12 protein-coding genes and 2 pseudogenes are annotated in these 20926 nt (G+C 44.0%); 5 read left to right on the top strand and 9 right to left on the bottom strand.

The genetic code is table 11. The annotated features are described in order from the left end of the window. Positions 1-159: 159 nt before the first annotated feature. The 3 genes from F6K64_RS34860 to ileS all read left to right on the top strand — a co-directional run bounded on the left by F6K64_RS34860 (position 160) and on the right by ileS (position 4972). Entirely contained in the window at positions 160-492 is a 333-nt protein-coding gene (locus tag F6K64_RS34860; protein WP_287253945.1) for a mannan-binding lectin, read from the top strand. A gap of 521 nt (positions 493-1013) precedes the next feature. Next, the gene (locus F6K64_RS34865; RefSeq protein WP_287267796.1) at positions 1014-1805 is read left to right on the top strand and encodes a Ycf66 family protein; all 792 of its coding nucleotides are present in this window, start codon (positions 1014-1016) and stop codon (positions 1803-1805) included. Between the two features lie 287 nt (positions 1806-2092). Next, positions 2093-4972, top strand: a complete 2880-nt coding sequence (gene ileS / locus F6K64_RS34870) for an isoleucine--tRNA ligase (protein ID WP_287267797.1) — start codon at positions 2093-2095, stop codon at positions 4970-4972. Positions 4973-5043: 71 nt separating this feature from the next. On the opposite strand, the pseudogene F6K64_RS34875 reads toward ileS, so the two are convergent. From F6K64_RS34875 to petJ, 9 genes and pseudogenes are all read right to left on the bottom strand, one after another. After that, a pseudogene (locus F6K64_RS34875) lies at positions 5044-6096 on the bottom strand (RNA-guided endonuclease InsQ/TnpB family protein); the annotation flags it as partial. Positions 6097-6203: 107 nt separating this feature from the next. Further along, positions 6204-6434: pseudogene (locus F6K64_RS34880) on the bottom strand (RNA-guided endonuclease TnpB family protein); the annotation flags it as partial. A 227-nt stretch (positions 6435-6661) separates the two neighbouring features. Beyond that, positions 6662-7576, bottom strand: a complete 915-nt coding sequence (locus tag F6K64_RS34885; RefSeq protein WP_287257143.1) for a ParA family protein — start codon at positions 7574-7576, stop codon at positions 6662-6664. Positions 7577-7756: 180 nt separating this feature from the next. After that, the gene (locus tag F6K64_RS34890) at positions 7757-7930 is read right to left on the bottom strand and encodes a hypothetical protein (RefSeq protein ID WP_154659983.1); all 174 of its coding nucleotides are present in this window, start codon (positions 7928-7930) and stop codon (positions 7757-7759) included. 685 nt (positions 7931-8615) lie between these two features. Then, entirely contained in the window at positions 8616-10358 is a 1743-nt protein-coding gene (locus F6K64_RS34895) for a vanadium-dependent haloperoxidase (protein ID WP_287267799.1), read from the bottom strand. Between the two features lie 1581 nt (positions 10359-11939). After that, the gene (locus F6K64_RS34900; protein ID WP_008190942.1) at positions 11940-13439 is read right to left on the bottom strand and encodes a 2Fe-2S iron-sulfur cluster-binding protein; all 1500 of its coding nucleotides are present in this window, start codon (positions 13437-13439) and stop codon (positions 11940-11942) included. Between the two features lie 192 nt (positions 13440-13631). Continuing rightward, a complete protein-coding gene (iscB, locus tag F6K64_RS34905) occupies positions 13632-14918 on the bottom strand; it encodes an RNA-guided endonuclease IscB (RefSeq protein WP_008190945.1) in 1287 nt (428 codons plus the stop codon). A gap of 446 nt (positions 14919-15364) precedes the next feature. Beyond that, on the bottom strand, positions 15365-17122 hold the full coding sequence (locus F6K64_RS34910) for a 4Fe-4S binding protein (RefSeq protein WP_165691848.1): 1758 nt from the start codon (positions 17120-17122) through the stop codon (positions 15365-15367). A 1554-nt stretch (positions 17123-18676) separates the two neighbouring features. After that, a complete protein-coding gene (gene petJ, locus F6K64_RS34915) occupies positions 18677-19153 on the bottom strand; it encodes a cytochrome c6 PetJ (protein WP_008190952.1) in 477 nt (158 codons plus the stop codon). Between the two features lie 244 nt (positions 19154-19397). On the opposite strand from petJ, the gene F6K64_RS34920 reads away from it, so the two are divergent. Next, positions 19398-19820 (top strand): BlaI/MecI/CopY family transcriptional regulator, encoded by a 423-nt coding sequence (locus F6K64_RS34920; RefSeq protein WP_008190954.1) that lies wholly within the window; start codon positions 19398-19400, stop codon positions 19818-19820. Then, complete coding sequence (locus tag F6K64_RS34925; protein ID WP_008190958.1) at positions 19820-20758, top strand: M56 family metallopeptidase; 939 nt, start codon at positions 19820-19822, stop codon at positions 20756-20758. The genes F6K64_RS34920 and F6K64_RS34925 overlap by 1 nt, the downstream gene beginning before the upstream one ends. Positions 20759-20926: the final 168 nt, after the last annotated feature.

The raw sequence follows: 20926 nt of genomic DNA on the forward strand, positions 1-20926 counted from the left end.
ACTGACTTTCAAAGCCGAAAATGCTGGGAAGTTGGTCAAACATTATTAAACAAAAGACCAAGAAAACAGAGCGGCAGGGCAGTCCGTTCTTAAAGCCCAGCGCCTCCTAAGCAATAGCTGGATTGGCTGGGAAGCCCACACTGAACTCAAAGAGTCAGTGTGGGAGCTGTCACTCTTGCAGCTAACGCTTTCGCTTACGACCTTGAAGCCGGTCCAATCTGGAATCAGGGTGATGCTGAAGCTAAGTGTCCTGCGGTCTGTGAGAAAGCAGGTACTAAGTGGAACGGTAACTGGGTTACTACCGTACCAAATGAAATGTCTGTCTGTGGCTGCGATCAAACCTTAGCTCTTGAAGCTGGTCCGATTTGGAATAATGATGATGCTAAAGGTAAGTGTCCAGCCGTCTGTGAGAACAAAGCTGGTGCCTGGGATGGTAACTGGTGGACTACTGTATGGAATGCAATGTCTGTTTGTTCCTGCAAATTTTCCTAGTTTGTGAAACTATAACAGATTGCTAACTATCTAGAAAGGATTAGTAATTAGTAATAAAAAAGTAATGAGCCTCAGGTAGGCTCATTACTTTTTTATCGCGATCGCTGAATACCCCATCCTCCTGTGAACTGGGGATGAAAGGCGCGTCAACGATGGTAAATCGAATACCATCCTTTGGCATTTTCAGTGAGAGTGAACGAATTAACTTTCTACCTCAAAAAAAATTTTGATCAGAATTATTATCAATACCCCAGATAACTATTTACCTATTTAAAAACGAGGAAAGACACCGAATCCAGAACTGTAATCCAAGTAATCTACTAGGCAAATAAACCTACCCTTGCCAGGAAATAAGACCCCTTGTAGGCCAAGCGCGGATGAGGGCTACTGAAAGCCCACACTATACTGGATCGAGTAAGTGTGGTGAAGGTTATGTGAGTGATTAATTCATGGATAATCTGTATATGAGGCAACATTTTGCTTCAGAATGAGTAAAGAAGCACGTAAGGAGTACTCCGAAAATGCTGGCATACCTCTTGGCGTTGGTTATTGCTCTTGGTAGCTTAGTCTTTTACCTAGCTGCCTTCTTTTTACCAGAGGTTCATCGTAAATATGACTTTATCTGGAGTGGAGTGGGATTATTCTACGCTCTAGTGTTATGGATTTGTGCTGGACGCATTACTGGCGGCGTCTTAATCGGTCAAATTGCGGGTGTATCCCTGGTAGGCTGGTTGGGTTGGCAAACCTTGACCTTGCGACGAGCCTTGATACCGATTGACCAACAAACCCCTATCCCAAGTCAAGGTGAATTTATCGCCAAAATTCAAGAAATACTGCCAAGTGAGTCATTAAAAGGGCTAATACCTAAAGTAACTGGCTTTTTTGGCAATCTTTTGGGCAAACGCCAAGACTCAGCCCGAACTCCTGCTGTACCGGCAGATCCCACCATGGCGTCCCCCACCCAGGAAACCAATCCCAAAACTACCCAACCAAGCCCTGCAGCGGATGAAGCAACTACGGTAGCATCCACTACCCAAGCAGCGGTTATAGAAACAGATGACACTAAAACCTCAGATTCTGCTGAAACAACTATCCCTAAAACAGAAACCCCTCAACCAGTAGCAGCGGCTAAGGAAGACTCACCTCCCCCAGAGACAGAAACCCCCCAAGCAGTAGCAGTCCCTAAGGAAGACTCACCCCCCCCAGAGCCGGAGTCAAGTCAGGAGCCAGAGCAGAAACCAGAAGCGATCGCACCAGAAGCGATCACACCAGAAGCAAAAGCCCCACCACCTCCTAATCCGAAGGTGGAATAAAAATAGAGCGCAACATAAAAGCTACCACCAGCTTCAACCCCAAAACAACCGATTTCTAAAAAATCCCACCATTCTTCCTTGGGAAATTTGTAAGGTTGGCCAGATTGCTGCCAATAAAAATAAGAGAGATATATTATATAGATATATATCCTTTGTTGACCGTTGATTGTGTGATGTGGCCTGTAACGACTCAGCAGTACACAATCAGCGGTTAGCAAGTTAAAGTTGGTTATAGCGATCTAATCAACTGCTAATCAACTGATCTACTAGAATTTTGGCTTCAAACTGTGACAGCATCCAAAAGCTATAAAGATACGGTCAATCTGCCCAAAACCGAGTTTAATATGCGGGCAAACGCTATCAAGCGAGAACCAGAACTCCAAAAGTTTTGGGCAGAGCAAACTATTTATGAGCGCCTGTCACAAAATAATCCTGGCGAGATTTTCGTGTTGCATGATGGCCCCCCCTACGCCAACGGGTCTCTGCACATGGGTCACGCCCTTAATAAAGTACTCAAGGATATCATTAATAAATACCAACTGTTGCAAGGTCGCAAAGTACGCTATGTCCCTGGTTGGGACTGTCATGGCTTGCCGATTGAGCTGAAAGTCTTGCAAGCCATGAAGCTAGAGGAGCGTCAACAGCTGACTCCGATCAAACTGCGCCGTAAAGCCAAGAAATTTGCCCTGAAAACAGTAGAGCAGCAAAGCAAAGGTTTCCAGCGGTATGGAGTATGGGGAGACTGGGAAAATCCTTACCTGACTCTAAACCCACAGTACGAAGCGGCTCAAATTGGGGTCTTTGGTCAAATGGTCTTGAAGGGCTATATCTACAGAGGCCTGAAGCCAGTTCACTGGAGTCCCAGTTCTAAAACAGCCCTAGCGGAAGCGGAGTTGGAATATCCGGAAGGTCACACCTCCCCAAGTATCTATGCGGCTTTCCCAATAACTAAGGCAGGGCCAGGGATAAAGGAGATCCTAGAGCCATTTTTGCCAAATCTTGGTGTGGCGATTTGGACGACCACTCCCTGGACAATCCCTGGAAATTTGGCAGTAGCCGTTAATCCAGAACTGACCTATGCGGTAGTGGAAGATGGTTCCCAAACTAACCAATTCCAATTCCTATTAGTAGCAGCGGATTTGGTAGAAAGACTATCAGCTACTCTGGAAACTCCACTTACGGTCAAAACCACTGTTAAGGGTGAGGCGTTGGAGGATTGTACTTACCAGCATCCCCTATTTGATCGGGAAAGCAAAATTGTGATTGGTGGGGATTACATCACCACTGAATCGGGGACAGGTTTGGTTCACACGGCTCCTGGTCATGGTCAAGAAGACTATGGTGTGGGTCAGCGTTATGGCTTACCTATCCTTTCCCCAGTAGATGCGGATGGGAAGTTTACCGCAGAGGCCGGACAGTTTGCTGGATTGAATGTGCTCAAGGATGCCAATCCAGCCATCATTGAGGCACTGAACACAGCTGGGTCATTGCTGAAAGAGGTGCCCTATGTTCATAAATATCCTTACGATTGGCGCACTAAAAAGCCAACTATCTTTAGAGCCACAGAACAATGGTTTGCTTCAGTAGAGGGATTCCGGGATGAAGCGATAAATGCGATCGCATCCGTAAAATGGATCCCTGCCCAAGGACAAAACCGGATTACCCCGATGGTGGCAGATCGTTCCGATTGGTGCATTTCCCGCCAACGGAGCTGGGGTGTACCAATTCCGGTATTCTACGACGAACAAACCAACGAACCCCTGCTCAATGAAGAAACCATTGCTTACGTCCAGGGAATTATTGCTGAGAAAGGTTCTGATGCCTGGTGGGAACTATCAGTAGAGGAATTGTTACCAGAATCCTATCGTAATAATGGTAAGACCTACCGCAAGGGCAACGATACCATGGATGTCTGGTTTGACTCCGGGTCTTCTTGGGCAGCAGTGGCCGAGCAACGGGAAGAATTACGCTATCCCGTGGATATTTACTTGGAAGGCTCAGACCAACACCGGGGTTGGTTCCAGTCCAGCTTACTGACCAGTGTAGCCAGCAATGGTTATGCTCCCTACAAAACTGTTTTAACCCACGGCTTTGTTCTAGATGACCAAGGGCGCAAGATGAGTAAGTCTTTGGGGAATATCTTGGAACCAGCTATAATCATCGAGGGTGGTAAAAACCATAAAAAAGAACCCCCCTACGGAGCTGATGTACTGCGATTGTGGGTATCTTCTGTAGACTATTCCTCAGATGTTCCAATATCTCAGAGTATTCTTAAGCAGCTAGCCGATGTCTATCGCAAAATTCGTAATACAGCGCGTTTCCTGCTAGGGAACCTTCATGACTTTGACCCAGCTAAGGATAAGGTGCCTGTTCAGGAATTACCGGAATTAGACCGCTACATGCTACACCGGATCACAGAGGTATTTGAGGATGTAACTGATGCCTTTGAGAGTTATCAATTCTTCCGCTTTTTCCAGAGCGTGCAGAACTTCTGTGTAGTAGACCTGTCTAACTTCTATCTGGATATTGCCAAAGACCGACTCTATATCAGTGCTGCCAACTCACCACGGCGGCGCAGTTGTCAGACAGTGCTACAAATAGCAGTAGAAAATTTAGCTAAAGCGATCGCACCTGTACTCTGTCACATGGCAGAAGATATCTGGCAATACCTCCCTTACCAGAAATCCCATCAATCGGTGTTTGAGTCAGGTTGGGTCAAATTAGACCAGCAATGGAAAAACCCTGAACTAGCGGCGTCCTGGTCAAGCTTGCGCACCATCCGCACAGAAGTAAATAAAGTACTCGAAAAAGCCAGAGCGGAAAAGATGATTGGCTCATCTCTAGATGCTAAAGTATTGCTTTATGTTAAAGATCAACAATTAAAGCAGCGCCTGGAAGCCATGAATCCTTCCGATAGCCTGAGTGGAAATCAAGTGGATGAATTGCGCTATCTCCTGTTAGCCTCTCAAGTAGAATTAGTAGATTCCCTAGAAGTTATACAAACAGCAACCTATAGCGCTGAATCAGAAACTATAGCGCTAGGGGTAGTCAATGCAGAAGGCTTAAAATGCGATCGCTGTTGGAACTACGGACCTAAAGTAGGTACAATTGCTGAGCATCCTACCATCTGCGAACGCTGTAATGCTGCCTTAGCTGGTAACTTCTGAGGTAACTTGTTAACTGACTTTTGACACTCCCCGCTTTAAAAAGACGGGGATTCTTCATTCAACGAGCCAGCTTACTGAACCTGGTCGGAACCAAGAACAATAGAGGCCGATTCTCCTGAAGCGTTTGGATCAATGACCCAGGTTCCGGTGTGCCCCACCGTACCCAAGGCTCGATTTAGTATGTTGATTGCAGCGTTGTGGTCACGGTCTAATTCACAGCCACACCCACAGACGTGAGTCCTGGTTGATAATGACTTTTTAACCACTTCGCCACACTCAGAGCAGTTTTGACTTGTGTAGGCAGGATTCACTCCGACCGTGACCCTTCCAAACTTCTTGCCAAAATGCTCTAACCATTTCCTAAATTGATACCAACCTGCGTCATTAATAGATTTAGCGAGACAGTGATTTTTCACCAAATTTTTGACTCTCAAATCTTCATAGGCGACCAGATCGTTAGACCGGATTACGCAACGTGCCGGAGACGAAACCTTAGAATAAAGAAGCCTTAATAACAAAGATTTAACCCTTTTATGCATAGCCGACTAACCATAAAGGCTTCTTTATTCTTACGGTAACTTCGTTCCCAGTCTCTTGGCATGTTCTTCACGCTGCCTACTTATCTTGAGATGCTGCCTACCTAATCTATTGATGGCTTTTTTACGATTGGATGAGGCTTTCTTTTTCCGGGAAACTCGGCGTTGATAAAACTTTAACCGCTTTTCCCCTGTTCTATAAAACCGAGGATTTGGTTGGGTATTACCCATGGAGTCAGTATAGAACTCTTTCAGTCCTACGTCTAACCCAATAGTCGAATGACTTGGCTCTAATTGTTCGTCTATATCAACCGAGACACAAAACTGAACATAGTACCCATCAGCCCTTTTGACTATACGAACTCGCTTGATTGATTTTTGGTCAAAACGCCACAAGTCCCATGTGCCTTTGAGCTTAAGCTTTCCGATTCCTTTTTTGTCACTGAAAGTGATTGATTTTTTGTCAGGGGATAACTTCCATCCTGACTGCTTATATTCAACCGACCTACAGTGTTTATGAAAGCGAGGGTAGCCCTTTTTCCCAGGTACTTTTTTCTGGCAATTTTCAAAGAAGCGAGATATCGATGACCGGAGATGAAACCTTAGAAGAGTGGAGCCTTATTTCATGAGTTTTAACCCTTTTTTGCATAGCCTGTCGCCTATAAAGGCTCCACTCTTCTTACGGTAACTTCTAACCAAGCCCTTTCAGCAGCAGCCTGTCGGGCGGTAGAGTTTAAATCATTAGCAAATGGGAAGTTTTTAGCTAGTATTTTAGAATACTTACTAAGGTCGTACTTGCCAGTCCCTTTATTGTCCATCCACAAACGAATACAACTGTTTCGGATCAACTTGACTGTCCGAATCGCTTCGTCGATGGCTTGATATTGAAGGGGTTTACCGTATGCTTTGAACTCTAATATGATCACCGAATTTCGACCTCTATTCGATAGAAGATTACCCTAACACGTTTTAAATAAAACGTCAAGTTATGACTTAATTTTTTTCACGGCGACTAAAGTCGCTACCTGGCTTTCATCCCCGGTTTAAAAACACGGGGCTTTCAGCCTGGAGCAGTCCCGTAAGTTATTGGTGATTGAGAGATTGCTAAGGACAGTTAGCACTATTGGCCAGATCAGGGATTAGAGATTCAACACTAATCCCTGATTTGTTCCATACTCTTAATCCCCTCAAGCTTAAGTAAAAATTCTTCTGTCAACTTGAAGAATGCTTTAGAGCCAGCAGAATTAGGATGAGCGATAACTACAGGACTAAAACTATCCACAGCTTTAGCAACATTAACATCCATGGGAATGCGAATTTTAAAAATTTGGTTGCTATCGAAATCGTTATCAACTCGCCTCATCACTTGCTTATAGTACCTACCCATCAGTCCACCGCCTGACAAAATAAAGATAATCCCCAACAGCTGCAAGTTAAGAGGACTATCCTGCTGATGACTTTCTTTGAGCCTGGCAATCCGTCTTTCTAGAAGTTGAATCCCTACAATAGATAAAGGTTCTGGTCTGGCTGGTAGCAGATATAAATCACTAGCCACAATGCCACTGCGAGTCAAAAGATTGTACCCAGGAGCGCAATCTAAAATAATAAAGTCATAGTTAGGGATAATCGGCTCTAATATCCCTTTGATTAATAAACTTTCAAAGCGGCTCCAAACCTTACTAAATTCCACCTCCCCTTCCTGAATAGATTGCTTATGGAGTAGATCAGAGACTACATATTCATCATAAAGCTCAATATCTCCCGGCAATAAATCCAATCCTTTGATATTACAATTATCAGTTTGAATAATATCCTCAATTGTTAAGCGACTGCGATAGCTAGGTTTAGTGACTTTGTCAATTAAGCGGCTTAATGTCCGTCTGCCTTTTCTAGCTTTAGCAAATGCTTGGGGCTGCATTAAGCTCAAGGTTCCACTAATTTGGGTATCTAAATCGACCACCAAAACCCGCTTATTATGATTTTTGGCTAAGCAAGTCGCCAAGTTGACGGTGAGGGTGGTCTTGCCCACACCACCTTTCATATTGACTGTACTAATGACTAATCCCATTGATAAACGTGATCTTGCCATGACACTATTTATCATCATTCAGTATTATTGGTTACTAGGCAAGAATTCCGATGGATTACTATGATTTACCCTTGGGCAGTCCGCAATCATTCGGTAAGTCGTCGAGAGTCACACCCAAGGCTTGACACAGGGCTTTCATCTGTGGAATAGTCAGCTACCTTAAACCTGGATAAATTCTGCATTACCTGCATTACTTACCAATGGGTTTATGGTGAGTTGATGCGATCGCAAAATTGCTGAAAATTCCCCTAGACCAGATTGTACCTGTTGAATGCTCGGTTGAATAGTTGGTTGAATGCTCCGTTGATGTGATCGTTGTGTATCGTGGTTCAAGGTCTGCTCAAAACAGCATGTATCTTTTTGGAGCTTATGGGCTGAAATTATTACCCAGTATGGATTTCAGCTTGGATGTCGCCTCCCCAGATAATCAGTATAAACCATTCTGGTACAAAATCTGGAAGAAACCCTGGGAAAATCTTCAAAGGCAATCCAGGTTCATGAAATTCAGCCGTCGGTTTTTAAGCAGGGTAAGCGCCAGAAAAATTGAGCCAAAATGTGATATATGGCAAGGATTATGACCATATTAAGCCTTGATTTTCAGCACTATTGCAATTTCTTCTTAATATTATTTATAAAAATTATTCTTTATTGATTCTTTCCCTTACCCTCGGTTTTGATGGATTTATAGCATTTTTATTTGAGTTGTGAACAGAATCCTTAGGGAAAGGTAAGAGGCAAGAGGCAAGAGGCAAGAGTTAATCAAGTATATAGGGGTTTTTGGTAATAAAAAAATGGTAGTCCTTGTTTACAAATCATTTGGAAATGCTATATACCAACTTGCCATAGCCAGATTTGTTATGTATCCTAACTAAATACCCCCCAAAATTGGGGGGATTTCAGCTAGGGAAAAGGTATTTGGCGAAACCTGAACTGTTATGAAACCTTTTCCCTTTTCTTTTTTAGGTTAATCAGAAACCAAGGCTTCCTAAACCTCCAAAAGGAAGATTTTTAGGTAATGTTAGTGAGATTGATGGTGAGATTGATTTCCCCGTTTTCCTTTGATCATGGAAGCAGCACCAAAGGCACCAAATACTAACATACCCAATACCGAGGTAGGTTCGGGAACTTTAACACCACCATTGATGAAGAATAATGTCCGGTCATAGACCTTGCCACCAACGTCTCGCCCTAATTGTCCCCCGAATATATCTCCATCATCGAAGTGAATGCCACCGTAGATGCGAGAAATACCAGCTTCATCAGCAGCATCGGAAAATGTCTCCCAAAACAGGGTGACTTGATCCGTGGGAGTCAAACCAGGTTCAAAAAGAGAGGAACCAGGGAGAAAAGTTACTGAATTGCCGAAGTAATCACTACCGGTAAATAGCTTAAAAATCTCAGCTGCAGCAGCACTGAAAGCACTATGTCCTGAGGTAAATTCCGCAAAGGGAGGGGATGGATCGGCACCAGGAGTTTGGTAGGTAATGAAATCACTAGCTAATAGCCTTATGGTTCCTACTCCTGGTCCACCATAAGATTCGATCGCAAAGCCTCCCAGCTCCTGATCGAATTCACCAATCAAGCCCAGCTCACCTAGTTCGCGGATCGCTCGGACAGGACGAGTATAGTCGTAGAAGACTTTTGCTTCCCAAGTCGCAATGCCCGCATCCAAAACTGCATTCCCCAGACCAAAGTAAAGTTGGATATCTTCATCTAGGGTTTGGTTATCCCGTTCAGAGACGAATGAACCAAAACTCATCCAAGTTCCAGGAGGGAAGGGGGTGCCAGAGGGGTCTTCCCAGAACTCAGCCACTAGTTTTTGCTCATCGGTGAGATTAGCGCTGACCTCAACGATGCGCTCAGCTTGGTCGATAAACCCAGGGTTAACAACGTCAGTATTAATCTCGCCGTCTTCGTTAACCAGACTAACCTCTGTGCCATCTTCAAGGGTGACGGTACGCTCCTCCCGATTCAGAGTACCCTCTACACGCAGAAAAGGTTCTGGTGCTGGTGGTCGAAATTCAGAGCCAGAGTTCAAGGCAAAGGGAGTAACATTGCCCCACTGGGGAGTCAGAAACCGTTGCAGCCTGGCATCCGGGCTGCCAATTGGTACCCGTTCTGGTGTCCAGCGAGTGATATCGACGATGTTATCGGAACTGTTCACTGGTCGATAACCAGTGGTGTCGGAGTAAGGAACACCAAGTGTACCCCTCGGGTCATTTCCTAACTGGTTGGAACCATCCTGACGTCGGAACTGCAATAAGCTGTTGGCTACTGTTTTACCAACGTTGGTAGCAGTAGGGATAGAAGCAGAGTTGCCAGCAAGCGATCGCACATCAGTCAGAAGCGAATCGAAGGAAGCAACCTCAGAGGGGAAAAGGTCCGAGAGGACGCTATGAGCGGCATAGCTAATCGCTAGGGACTTATTTTCCAAGGTGTTCTCAATATCAGGACGTTGCAGAGTATCCCCAAGAGTGGTGCTAATCGGGGTTCCTTCATAAGCCGACCAGGCATCGTACATGGCAGTACCCAAGATGCCATAGGCCCGGGAGGCTCCTGTCGGTCCCAATTGCGGGTTATTTTCTACGGCCCTCAAGGCTTGATTCACCCACAGATTAGCGCTGTTGTCTAGTGTCAGGTCTATGGCTTGTGCTGGTAAGCCCAGGGATAGACCTACGGTTGTTACTCCAATGGTTAGGAGTGAGGAGAGATGCTGTCGTTTTGTCAGCCCTTGATGGTGAGCCGAAAATAAATTTTTCATATTTACACCCGTGACTGGTTGTTCTTGAAAAGACCTTTTGCAAAAGTCAGTTTCTACGAGGTAACTACAGTAGTTATCACCCTGTTGTTGGCTTTTTATGCAAGAGGTCTAAAAATTGGACGGTAGATTGGACGGTTTTTACGAGGCAACTACAGTAGTTATCACCCTGTTGTTAGCTTTTTATGCAACAGGTCTAAAAATTGGACGATAGATTGGACGGTAGCAAAACGTCGTTACCGATCGGATTGGTTACCTGGGAAAAAGCAATGATGAGATCAGGTCGTCTCACCAATTTAGGAGAAAATTTAGGATAAATAGTCTCCCGAGAACACTACAGGGTAAGCATTCAGCATTCAGCATTCAGCATTCAGCATTCAGCATTCAGGTATCAGCATTCAGGTATCAGCATTCAGCTATTAGCATTCAGCTATCAGCATTCAGCTATCAGCCATTGGCAAACGGCTGACGGCTGACGGCTGACGGCTGACGGCACCTCAAGTAGCACCATCTGTAGCGCATATGCTTACACTACAGGTAAAAACACTGATGTCTTGCCGTTGAATCAAGTTCCAAAATAGATTCAAATAAGACCCATATTAGAGTAGCATGGTCAACGCATCTTGTCAATTAATTCGTAATAATTCTCAATAATCAAAAAAAATCGAAAAAAATTATCAATAAATTCTGCATTATTGTGGTTGTTGACAAGGCATTTTACACATATAGTGTTTTGTGAATTCAATAAACACTATATATAAGTCATAAAATTAGATGCGTTTACCCTGAACAGACTAGGAACTCTGAGCATAAATTCCTTAGATCTGGTTGATTAATCAGAGTCTTTGGGAGTTCTCGGTACTTGACACATAGGTCAAAATTTTTGGCTAGATTTAAATCCTTCACAGTTATCATCCGTATTTTCACAAACAACGTCAATCCTCATCAGTAAACTTCTTGGTAACTTTAAGAAATCTTCATAAAAGATATCCATATTTTCACAAGTTTCACAGAAACTGGGAATCGTCATGATTAGAGTTACCGCTACCAGGGTAAACCGGGACAAAATTCTGACCATAATTAGCTCAATATCCCAGAGGCCAAAACCATCGCTAGATCAGGTTTACTGCCTTAAGTTGGTAGCACTTATTAATCACGTTTCTGTTATTGATTCGATTTGGCCAACCTCATGGTCATGATCTTCACAAATTAGTCTCGTATTTTCACAGGAAAAATCCCTGGTCATAATCAGAGTTACTGATAACGACCAGTAGTTTTCACAAATCCTCAGGTTTTGTTCACCTAATTGTCACAATCTTCACAGAGTTCGTATTTTGAGTAATATAGCAGTCGCCAGGGCAGTTAGGACATGACAAAAGTCTCACACCCTTTGTAAGCGCAAGAGTTTTACTTCTGACTTCTGACTTCTGCTATAACTCCCCAAAATTGCGGGGATTTCAGCTAGGGAAAAGGTATTTGGCGAAATTTGAACTGTTATAAAACCTTTTCCCTGTTCTGTTTCAGCTTTATTGACCTGAATCAGTAGTAAGCTAGATTCATTATTGAACCGTTGACTTGAGATGTTTATGCGCTAACCACTACTCGTCCTACAGGACGAGCCACACAAGTTAAAATCATCCCTTGCTGCCGTTCCTCGTCTTCCAGAGCGTCAGGCTGTTCATCATACTCTACCTTCCCTTCTATAAGCTTGCGCTTACAAGCACCACAGGCTCCCATGCGGCAACCACTTGGTAATGGCACCCCTTCTTGTTCCGCCACATCTAGGATCACATCCTCCGCATCACAGCTGACCTCTTTTCCAGACTCAGCAAAGACCACAGTGGGTTCATTAGAGGTTGATGGTGATTCTACTAGGTGTAGTCTAGGACGATTGTCCCCTTTGACTGGTTCAGGAGTTGTTGCTGCTGCTTTCTGTTTATTCTGTTTAGAGGGCTTTTTGCCGCCAAAGCTCTCTTCATGGTAGTTTTCCATGGGGAAGTCTAGACCGGCTAGCATCCCTTTCACCCCTGCCATAAAGGGATTCGGGCCACAGACATAAACAATGCGATCGCGAAAATCTGCAGCCATCTCTGCCAGCATGGCTTCATTGAGTCTTCCGGTATAACCGGACCAAGCTTGGTCGAGTTCTGGGCGAGTCGTGGTAATCGCCAGCTTAAAATTAGGGTGCAAAGCGGCCATCAACTGTAATTTCTGATGGAAGATGATATCTTGTGGGCTACGAGCACTGTGGACAAACACAACATCCACATCAGCACCGGTATCACAAAGCCATTTGGACATAGACATGATCGGGGTAATGCCACTACCTGCTGAAATAAACAGCAGTTTATCAGCCCTATGGTCAGCACAGGTAAATTTCCCCATTGGACCATTTAATCTCACCTCGGACCCAACTTTGATGTTGTCGTGCAACCAGTTAGACACCAAACCCGCTGGCACATCAGGAGCGTCCGCTGGTGCTGGAACTCTCTTGACAGTAATTTCCAAGGTATGAGGACGTGAGGGGGCCGAAGATATGGAGTAGGAACGCTTCACTGGTTTGCCATCAATCTCCAAATCGAGAGTGACAAACTGACCTGGCTTGTAGCTGAACAGTATTGGTGGTTCGGCAACGAAGCGAAATGTTTTCACATCATCGGTCTCATTAATGACCTGTACACAGCGGACAGTAATCTCACCCTTAGTCCACTGCTTGATTCCAGGGCTATTACCATCTACCAGGTTGGCTTCCTGGTTAGAGCCATAGAGCTGTAGGTCTTTGACCAACAACACAAATTCACCGATGCGGATGATATCATCTTCCTTCAGGAGCCAGTTTTGGTTAACATCTACCTCCTCATTATTGATCCGAGAGCCATCGGTGCTACCGAGGTCAGTAAAGAAACACTGTCCCCTTATGCATAGGATTCTGCCGTGTACACGACTGACGACAGGACTATCCAAGACTAGGTCACAGCTCGGATGGCGGCCAATCAGATACTCACCTTGAATTCCAGTTGCTGGTTTCAGGGTTTTTTCCTGTAACTCGTTGGTTTGGTAGTTGATGATTGTAGTCGTCAGCATGTTTTGTGTCACTCCACATTACCGAACTAATGGGTCAATTGCGTCAATTGCTGAAATTATGAAGGGATTGTCCATCTATGATGCGGAAATTCCCCAGGCATCTATACCCTTCGGGTTAGTGCCTGGGGAATTTCCGCCAACAAATAAATTGTTCGCGCAGCGTGGCCTACGGCCAGCGATAGCGAATCAACATTAATTAATCTCGTATTCATAGCCGTCAGCTTTAAAAATTGTTTGCAGATATTTAGGGTGAACATCAATCTTTTTCGGTTGTGTTTGAAGTACAAAACTCGGACGATGACGAATAGCAATCCTACCTGTATAATTTCCAGCATATTTTCCTTTTGGAATGTTAGCTTTAACTATGTCACCTGTCTGGAATCCCTGAAAGAATTTGGCTTTAGGTGCATGAGCTTTTGGAAAACCGTATTTATTAGGGCGACATCTCTGACGAACCCCATGACCTTTTGCTTTAATTAGTAATGGTTTGATACCTTTAATTAACAATTTTTCAGGGGTAGATTTACCAACACAAGCAGCATCTGTCCAGTGAGTCTTTTCAATGCCTCTAGTTTGACGATTGAACTTAGTCAAACCACCAGAACCAGTTTCAACAGATAGCCCAGTCAACTTTAATCTTCTGAACAATTCCCATCTAGTTGCATTAACTGCTGCTGCGTCTTTAAGTGGTGCTTTTGCCTTGGCTAACACTCCCTTAAGGATGGCTGGTTTTTTCTTGAGGAATTTCTCAATAGGGTCACTACCTTTTTTATGGTTACAACAACGACAAGCTAGGGTTAAATTGCTGACTCGATTACTACCTCCTCTTGACTTGGGGACAATATGTTCTACTTCCAAAGGCACATTTTCAGCACCACAGTACACACAATTCCTTCCCCATTTAGCTAATAAGTATTCTTTCACTTCAAATCCAAATAGCTCACCTCGTTGATACTCAATTCCTGATATTTCAGGATTTTGCATTTTTTGGGTATCAAAACGTACTAATTCTTGAGAAATTGCTGTTATGGGGCAAAGCTTTCTTAACCTTCTAACCCAGGTTTCAATATTAAAAACTCGACTCATCAATGATGGTGGTAGCCAACCTTCAGGTTTTTTACGGTTAAGAAACCGAGGCTTACGGTAACGGGTTTTACGATTCCGTCTTCCTCTTCTTAAAGCTCTACGAGATTCAAGGGAATTTTTAATCTGTAATCCCCGATGAGCAATTTCTAAAGCATTAGTTACCCGACCTGTTGATTCTTGAACAATAGCAATTCCCGTATTTTTATAACCTGGGTCTATTTTTAATCTGTGAGAATGAGTAACATAATTATCAATTTTTCTATCTTGCAAAATAATTGTGAATGGGTATCGTTTAAAAACTTTTGCTCTACCTTTTTTTAGTAGTTCTCTAGCTTTTGCCGGGTGACAAGGGTCTAAAGGTTTTTTATTTTTATCTAATACAAAAACTCTCATTACTTTGAAATCTCCACTATGTGGGTAAAGTTTGCATCGACGGTGTTAAGACTCGGTACTTTATGAGTAACACTGGCTTTCCCGAATAACCTGTTTAATTACTCATTTCTAGAGCTTGGAGCTGGCACGCACCCCAAGGTAGGAACTTTAACTCTTGGTCTTAACGGCTGCTAATTTGATTAGCCATCTGGTCAACAGGCTCTTTCAAGCCCACACTGTACCGTTAGGTCAGTGTGCGGTAGTTGACTGTGAGTTCACAATTCATCTCAACTTGTCTTCATCGGTAGTACCCTCGGCCTGAGCCACAAGTAAGTGTTTTATAAGTGTTTTACCAGTGGCCATATAGTTATCAGCCTTTTTTTTTCTTTTTATGAAAAATGCTCTCTTTTTACGGTATATCCTCCTCGTCTCACCCTGTTGAATGTACTATCTGGGATCACCTTGGACTAGTCCTGATCACCTGATTGATTGTCATCTTTGCGGTCTTTTAGCAGCTTGGTGCGCTTATCAGAACGATTCTGCTTGCGAGATTCCCTGAGTATAGTGCGTTGGTTAGAAGTACTAGTTTTCTGGCGCTCTTTGATGGTGCTCAGTACTTTATAAGGGTCCCGTCCATAGTGGGGATACAATATTGGTAAGTTTTCTTGCTCCTTACCAAGTTCTTCTAAAACCTGATAATGTTGCTGATCGTTGATACCCAGTTCATCCCGGATCTGCTGGAGAACCTCGAGACTACTAGCGGAATTCACATGTCCAGCTTGGATGGCTTCTCTTAGCACCCCTTTGTATACCCCCAAGCGGTATTGTTGGTTAGCACCCGGTAGGGTTTTAGCCAGGATGTGTAATTCCTCAGGTTTGAGATCATCCACGGAACGACCTTCCAGAAATTCCGAGAAGTCCAGGGGTAGCTTCTTGAGTTGACGGCGCAACTTGTCTGCCAAACTCTCCTGGGTATATTGGTGGGAACTACGACCCCAAGTTTGATAAAGCCATAAGCTGCTGACTAGAATCACTACACTCTGAAACAGGAATTGCACTAGAACAGGGAACCGATTAATTTCGGGACGACCCCCGTAGATGAAGAAGAAGTTAAACGCAATAAAGGTACAAATGGAAAAGACTCGGTGCAATACTTGCTCGTGAGTGATAGATTGGTTTTTTCGCCACAGAGCAGCTTTGTATGTCTTCTCTAGCTTGGTACAAATTAGACAACTGAGCGCCACGAAGACAACGAAGGTAAGAGGAGTTGCCACCAGTTTAGGAATCGCAATCGGGTGATTCATGATGTAAAACCCTGGCTTGAAAAGCGCACCTAACTGATTCTCTTCATGGGTCCAAGCCCCAGACAGGTAATAATCGAAGTTTCCTGCATACAACCAGTAGTAGACGAAATAGCCAATTACCATGCCTAAATAACCGTATTGGACTAATTTCCGACCAGGCTTAGTCAGTTGTTGCCAGTAGGCTTTTTCGGAATCGATATCCATACAAGGGGACTTACAACTGATACAGGCACTTTTTTCTTGACCTGTGGTCTTGTCTAGGGTGCGGCACATGGACTGGGTAATGGTTTTTGGCGGTGCGTTGTGAGCTTCAGTGCCAAGCAATCCCCGTGGTCCAGTAAATACCATCTGAACCATGCCAAATGGACAGACATAATGACACCAACTTCTGCCACCATAGAGGAATACCATCATCATGGCGGATACGATAGTCAAGCTCAGAAACAAACCCAGAACCAAGCGGTCAGAGTTAACAAATAGAATCCGGCAGTTCAACCCGATAAAGAAAATGGCAAACTGCACATATAAATGGTTACGAACTAGCCAGGGATTTTTGCTGATATCCCCCTGTGGCTGCAACCCCAAAGCTCTGGGAATTTGGGACAGAAAGTAAAGTGGGCAAATGCGTCGCCAAGTCTCATGACCAAACACCAAGACAATCATGATGGCGCTAGGCACGATCATGCCCCAAAACATTCGCGCTCCCAGGGCATAGGGTTTCTCATCTAGGCATACTCCCTGGACTTGAACACATGGGTCTCGGGTGAGTATGGGATCTCGAAATAGGCTGAATAGATTATCAGGATCAGTTAAATTGTGTGAGATCGGGTCATAAAACAACGAGACAATTAATATTAGCCAACTAATCGCTAGCACCCAACGGACTCGGTGCCAACTTTGTTCTGGTACCTTTGACAGCATCACTTTAACCCCCTTTTGCTCCATTATGAGAAACAACTTCAGCCATTGACAGTACCCGTTTGGATAATTCCTAACAGCTAGCACCGAAACTAAATCCTGATGATGAGAATTACCCATGCCTGGGCATGATCTGTTCCATAAAACCAACCAGCTTTAGGTCAAGCCTCTTAAGCTTGGGTTTGTGGGCAACCTAACTAACACCATTGGTTTGTGTCACCAGTTACTTATCTGGTTGAGTCCACACCTTTTATGCAGTTTCCAAATTTTTATAGCACTAAGCATTAAGAGGACATTGATACAAGCTTAAAAGCTGTTGTATTCAACTTTTGCATGGATGCATGCCTCTTGCCTTGGGCGTAGCGCCATAACATCATGAGCTTACAAAAAAAATGCATATGGTTCTAATCTGACAGTTGGGTAGACATCGCCCTACTTGCTGTCAGAAACAGAATTTGTTGGAGCTGGTCGAAAGCACTATTAGCTCTACCTGATGTGGTTGGGTAAGCTAGGCTTTGGCCAGTTTTGAATAGGCTTACAGGTTATGGAGAGCTTTTTAAACAGCTCTGGGTGCTCTCTCTCTTGTCTCAATCATCAGTACCAACTGCTCCCATTCGACAGCGGTTTAGGGGAAATTACCTCTCGTCAACATAGGTGTAACTAGGTTTAACCAGTAGGGGTCACTAAACTAGGCATTAATCACCACTGAGGCGGTTGGCCAGTTGGGACAGCTTGGTTAACCCCTCAATTGAGGTTATAGATGGATCTCAACAGCTCCCAGGAGTTAATCCACAAACTAACCGAATCTTGACAGCGAATCATCATATGCACCCTTCTCATGATTTGAATAAAGGATTTGTAGGTTTGTTTAGCTTCACAGATAGTTTACCAAAGCAATTCACCAACTTTACTAAAAATTTGCATAAATTTATTTCAAGCCCTGGTAAAGCTAAACCAAGGTCGCTTTAAATACTTGGCAGTAAGGGATTCAGGAGTCTGATCCCCTTTCAGGGTAAACGCATCTTATTTTGAAATGCCTACTGGATATGAGATTAATAAGATAAGTATTTATGCTTATTAATTTTGAAATCTCTTCTGAGTAAGGCTTTTAGAATTTAGATGCGTTTGCCCTGGATCCCCTTTTCCCGATTAATTGTAGCTGTTGATACCAATATTAGCTTAGGGATAACAATAATCTATAATTTATTTTATAGGCATACTAAGCTTTGATATCTTGAAGCGAATATCTTGAAGCCATGAGTTGCTCGTCCTACCCATTAATCGTAGCTGTTGATACCAATAATTGAATTGAAAACTTAGTATCTAGCGATACTAGGTTTTCATGTCTTCAATCCATTTTGACGTTTATTTTGAGAATAATAGCATTTTTGGCGTTGCTCAACTTAACGATTAATTATTGAAAGCATTAGCATCTTGGCTCCCTAAATCGACCCATGCTGTGGGGTGTCCAAGACTTCACTACATCGCTTTTCCCATCAATCCTAGTTTCGCACATCCAATAAAAATGCTATAGTAACTTTCATTACATTAGGGGAATCAAAATAATGAGCGCCAGAATGGGCGCTTTTTGGGTTTAAGGGTATCGGTCTTGTCCTGATTAACTGGCGTCTGATCAGCCTCTACACCTAATTGTGGAGATTTGGACTGTGGGGATTTTCGATTAGGAATTTCTTTACCCAACTTCCAGTCATTGTCAGCCTGCAATAAAACATAGGTAGCCACATTTTCAATCTCCTGCTCAGTTAGCTTTTTCTGGAAGGAGGGCATAGCGTTTTTCCCATTGGTTACCTGGGTTTTAATTTTTTCCAGGTCATACATCTTATATCGTTTCAGGACAGCTTTCTTCAAGGTTTTATTGGCCATAATCACGTTATTGCCACCGATATGACAAGCAGCACAATTCTGACTAAAAACCTGAGCTCCCTGAGCGGCATCACCAGCGAGGGCTGGACGTTCTAGAGCAAATGTAAACCATACCGTAGCAGTCAACAGGATTGATAGCAGCTTCTTCAAGGGTATTCTCCTTCTGATCAAAACAGATAGCAGGCTACAGAGTGGCCTATAATTATTCCTCAGAATGACTGTAAACCTTAGAAGAACTGCTGTCAAACCTAAGAACCAAGACTATCAATGAAGGAAGCAGACCGACTACATATGAATCGGGATAGCCTGACTGATCAAAATGTCATAAACTGTAAATAACCTCTAGCACCCAAATTAACCTAAATAAAATTAAACCAAAATTAACCAGTAATCTATGAGTCCTCTGCCCCATCATCGCCCTAAACAACTCTCCCTAGGTCCATTGGAACGAGAAATCTTGGAGATTATCTGGGCATTAGGTTGCGCTACTGTCAAAGATGTCCATGAACAGATTTTGGCTGACCCAGATCGGGAATTAGCTTATGCTTCAGTGACCACAGTGCTACGCCGCTTGACCCAGAAAGGTTGGCTCAGTTGTGATAAACGACAGCGTACCTTTTTATGGAGACCCTTAGTGTCTCGGCAAGAAGCCCAGGTACTCGCAGCCCATGACCAGCTCAATCGCTTTTTAGCCGTAGGCAATCCGGATGTAGTTGCTGCCTTTGCCGATAGCTTAGATGCAGCCAGTGTGGAACAAATTTCTGCGATCGCACAACGACTGCAAGCAGCACGTCAAAGGCGGAAGGAGGAAAAATAATGCATGTGGTGATGATTATAGCAGCATTAGGGCTGGCTTGCTGGCACAGGCACACAAGCTACCAACTTCCTGGGAGTTTGCCCAGGCGCTGGCAACAGGTACTAGTGCAATTTCTTGCTCCACCCCTACTTCTCCTAACCACTGCTTTGGCTGTCCTATCCATGGGGCCAAAGGGACAAATGATCGGGTTACGCACCGACTGGCTCAGCTACTGCCTAGCCCTAGGATTTCTGGGTTGGGCAGTAGTGTTGTGGCTAAAGTCAGCAAAGCTTGGTTGGCAGTCTTTGCAACAAGTTCGTTCCTTACCCCAAATTTGCTTAATAAATGGGCAATGGCAAAATGGGCAATGGGAAAGGGTTGAAAACTGTCCTGGCTTAACTCCAACCCCTGAATCCCTAGCTAGTCAGGGTCAATTGGCTCGTCTTTTAGACACTCCCATACCCTTTATTGCTCAGATTGGCTTTTGGCAACCCGAACTTGTGGTCAGTCAGGGACTCCTAGAAACTCTTTCATCGGAACATCTAGAGGCTGTGATCACCCATGAGCAAGCTCACCACCATTACCGAGATACCTTCTGGTTTTTCTGGCTAGGATGGATTCATCGAATTACCGCTTGGTTACCAAATACAGAGTCATTGTGGCAAGAACTATTGAATCTACGAGAAATCCGTGCTGACCATTGGGCCGCTAAACGGGTCGATGCCCTATTGTTGGCAGAATCACTGTTGACTATGGTTAGCAGTCCCATGATAACTACGGAAAATTTCTGTGCTCCCTTTAGTAGACCTGTGCCTCCCAGTCGCTTCCAAGAGAGAATCGATGCACTCTTGACAGAGCCAGAGTCTGCCACTGGTACTAGCTCCTGGAATTACTCCTGGAATTGGAGTTGGTTGCTATACGTATTATTACCCCTATTGGTTGTACCGTTTCACCAATAAACTTAAGGGCAACAGGCATTACCACAGGCATTAGGCCACAGGGAAAGGGGAAAAAAATATTTTTTTTGGTCTTGACGTCGCGACATAGTGATGTAACTATATAAATATATCGCGACAAAAGGAACGAACACACAAAACACGATAGTAAAACACTTAAATAAACCCCGT

The sequence above is a fragment of the Moorena sp. SIO3A2 genome (assembly GCF_010672265.1).
In the GTDB taxonomy this organism is placed as follows: Bacteria; Cyanobacteriota; Cyanobacteriia; order Cyanobacteriales; family Coleofasciculaceae; genus Moorena; species Moorena producens.

What these genes read in the sequence shown, in the direction of transcription:
- F6K64_RS34885 (WP_287257143.1), bottom strand. Translation starts at nt 7,576, where the DNA reads ATGGGATTAGTCATTAGTACAGTCAATATGAAAGGTGGTGTGGGCAAG.
- F6K64_RS34925 (WP_008190958.1), top strand. Translation starts at nt 19,820, where the DNA reads ATGCATGTGGTGATGATTATAGCAGCATTAGGGCTGGCTTGCTGGCAC.
- F6K64_RS34910 (WP_165691848.1), bottom strand. Translation starts at nt 17,122, where the DNA reads ATGCTGTCAAAGGTACCAGAACAAAGTTGGCACCGAGTCCGTTGGGTG.
- iscB (WP_008190945.1), bottom strand. Translation starts at nt 14,918, where the DNA reads ATGAGAGTTTTTGTATTAGATAAAAATAAAAAACCTTTAGACCCTTGT.
- F6K64_RS34900 (WP_008190942.1), bottom strand. Translation starts at nt 13,439, where the DNA reads ATGCTGACGACTACAATCATCAACTACCAAACCAACGAGTTACAGGAA.
- F6K64_RS34920 (WP_008190954.1), top strand. Translation starts at nt 19,398, where the DNA reads ATGAGTCCTCTGCCCCATCATCGCCCTAAACAACTCTCCCTAGGTCCA.
- F6K64_RS34895 (WP_287267799.1), bottom strand. Translation starts at nt 10,358, where the DNA reads ATGAAAAATTTATTTTCGGCTCACCATCAAGGGCTGACAAAACGACAG.
- F6K64_RS34865 (WP_287267796.1), top strand. Translation starts at nt 1,014, where the DNA reads ATGCTGGCATACCTCTTGGCGTTGGTTATTGCTCTTGGTAGCTTAGTC.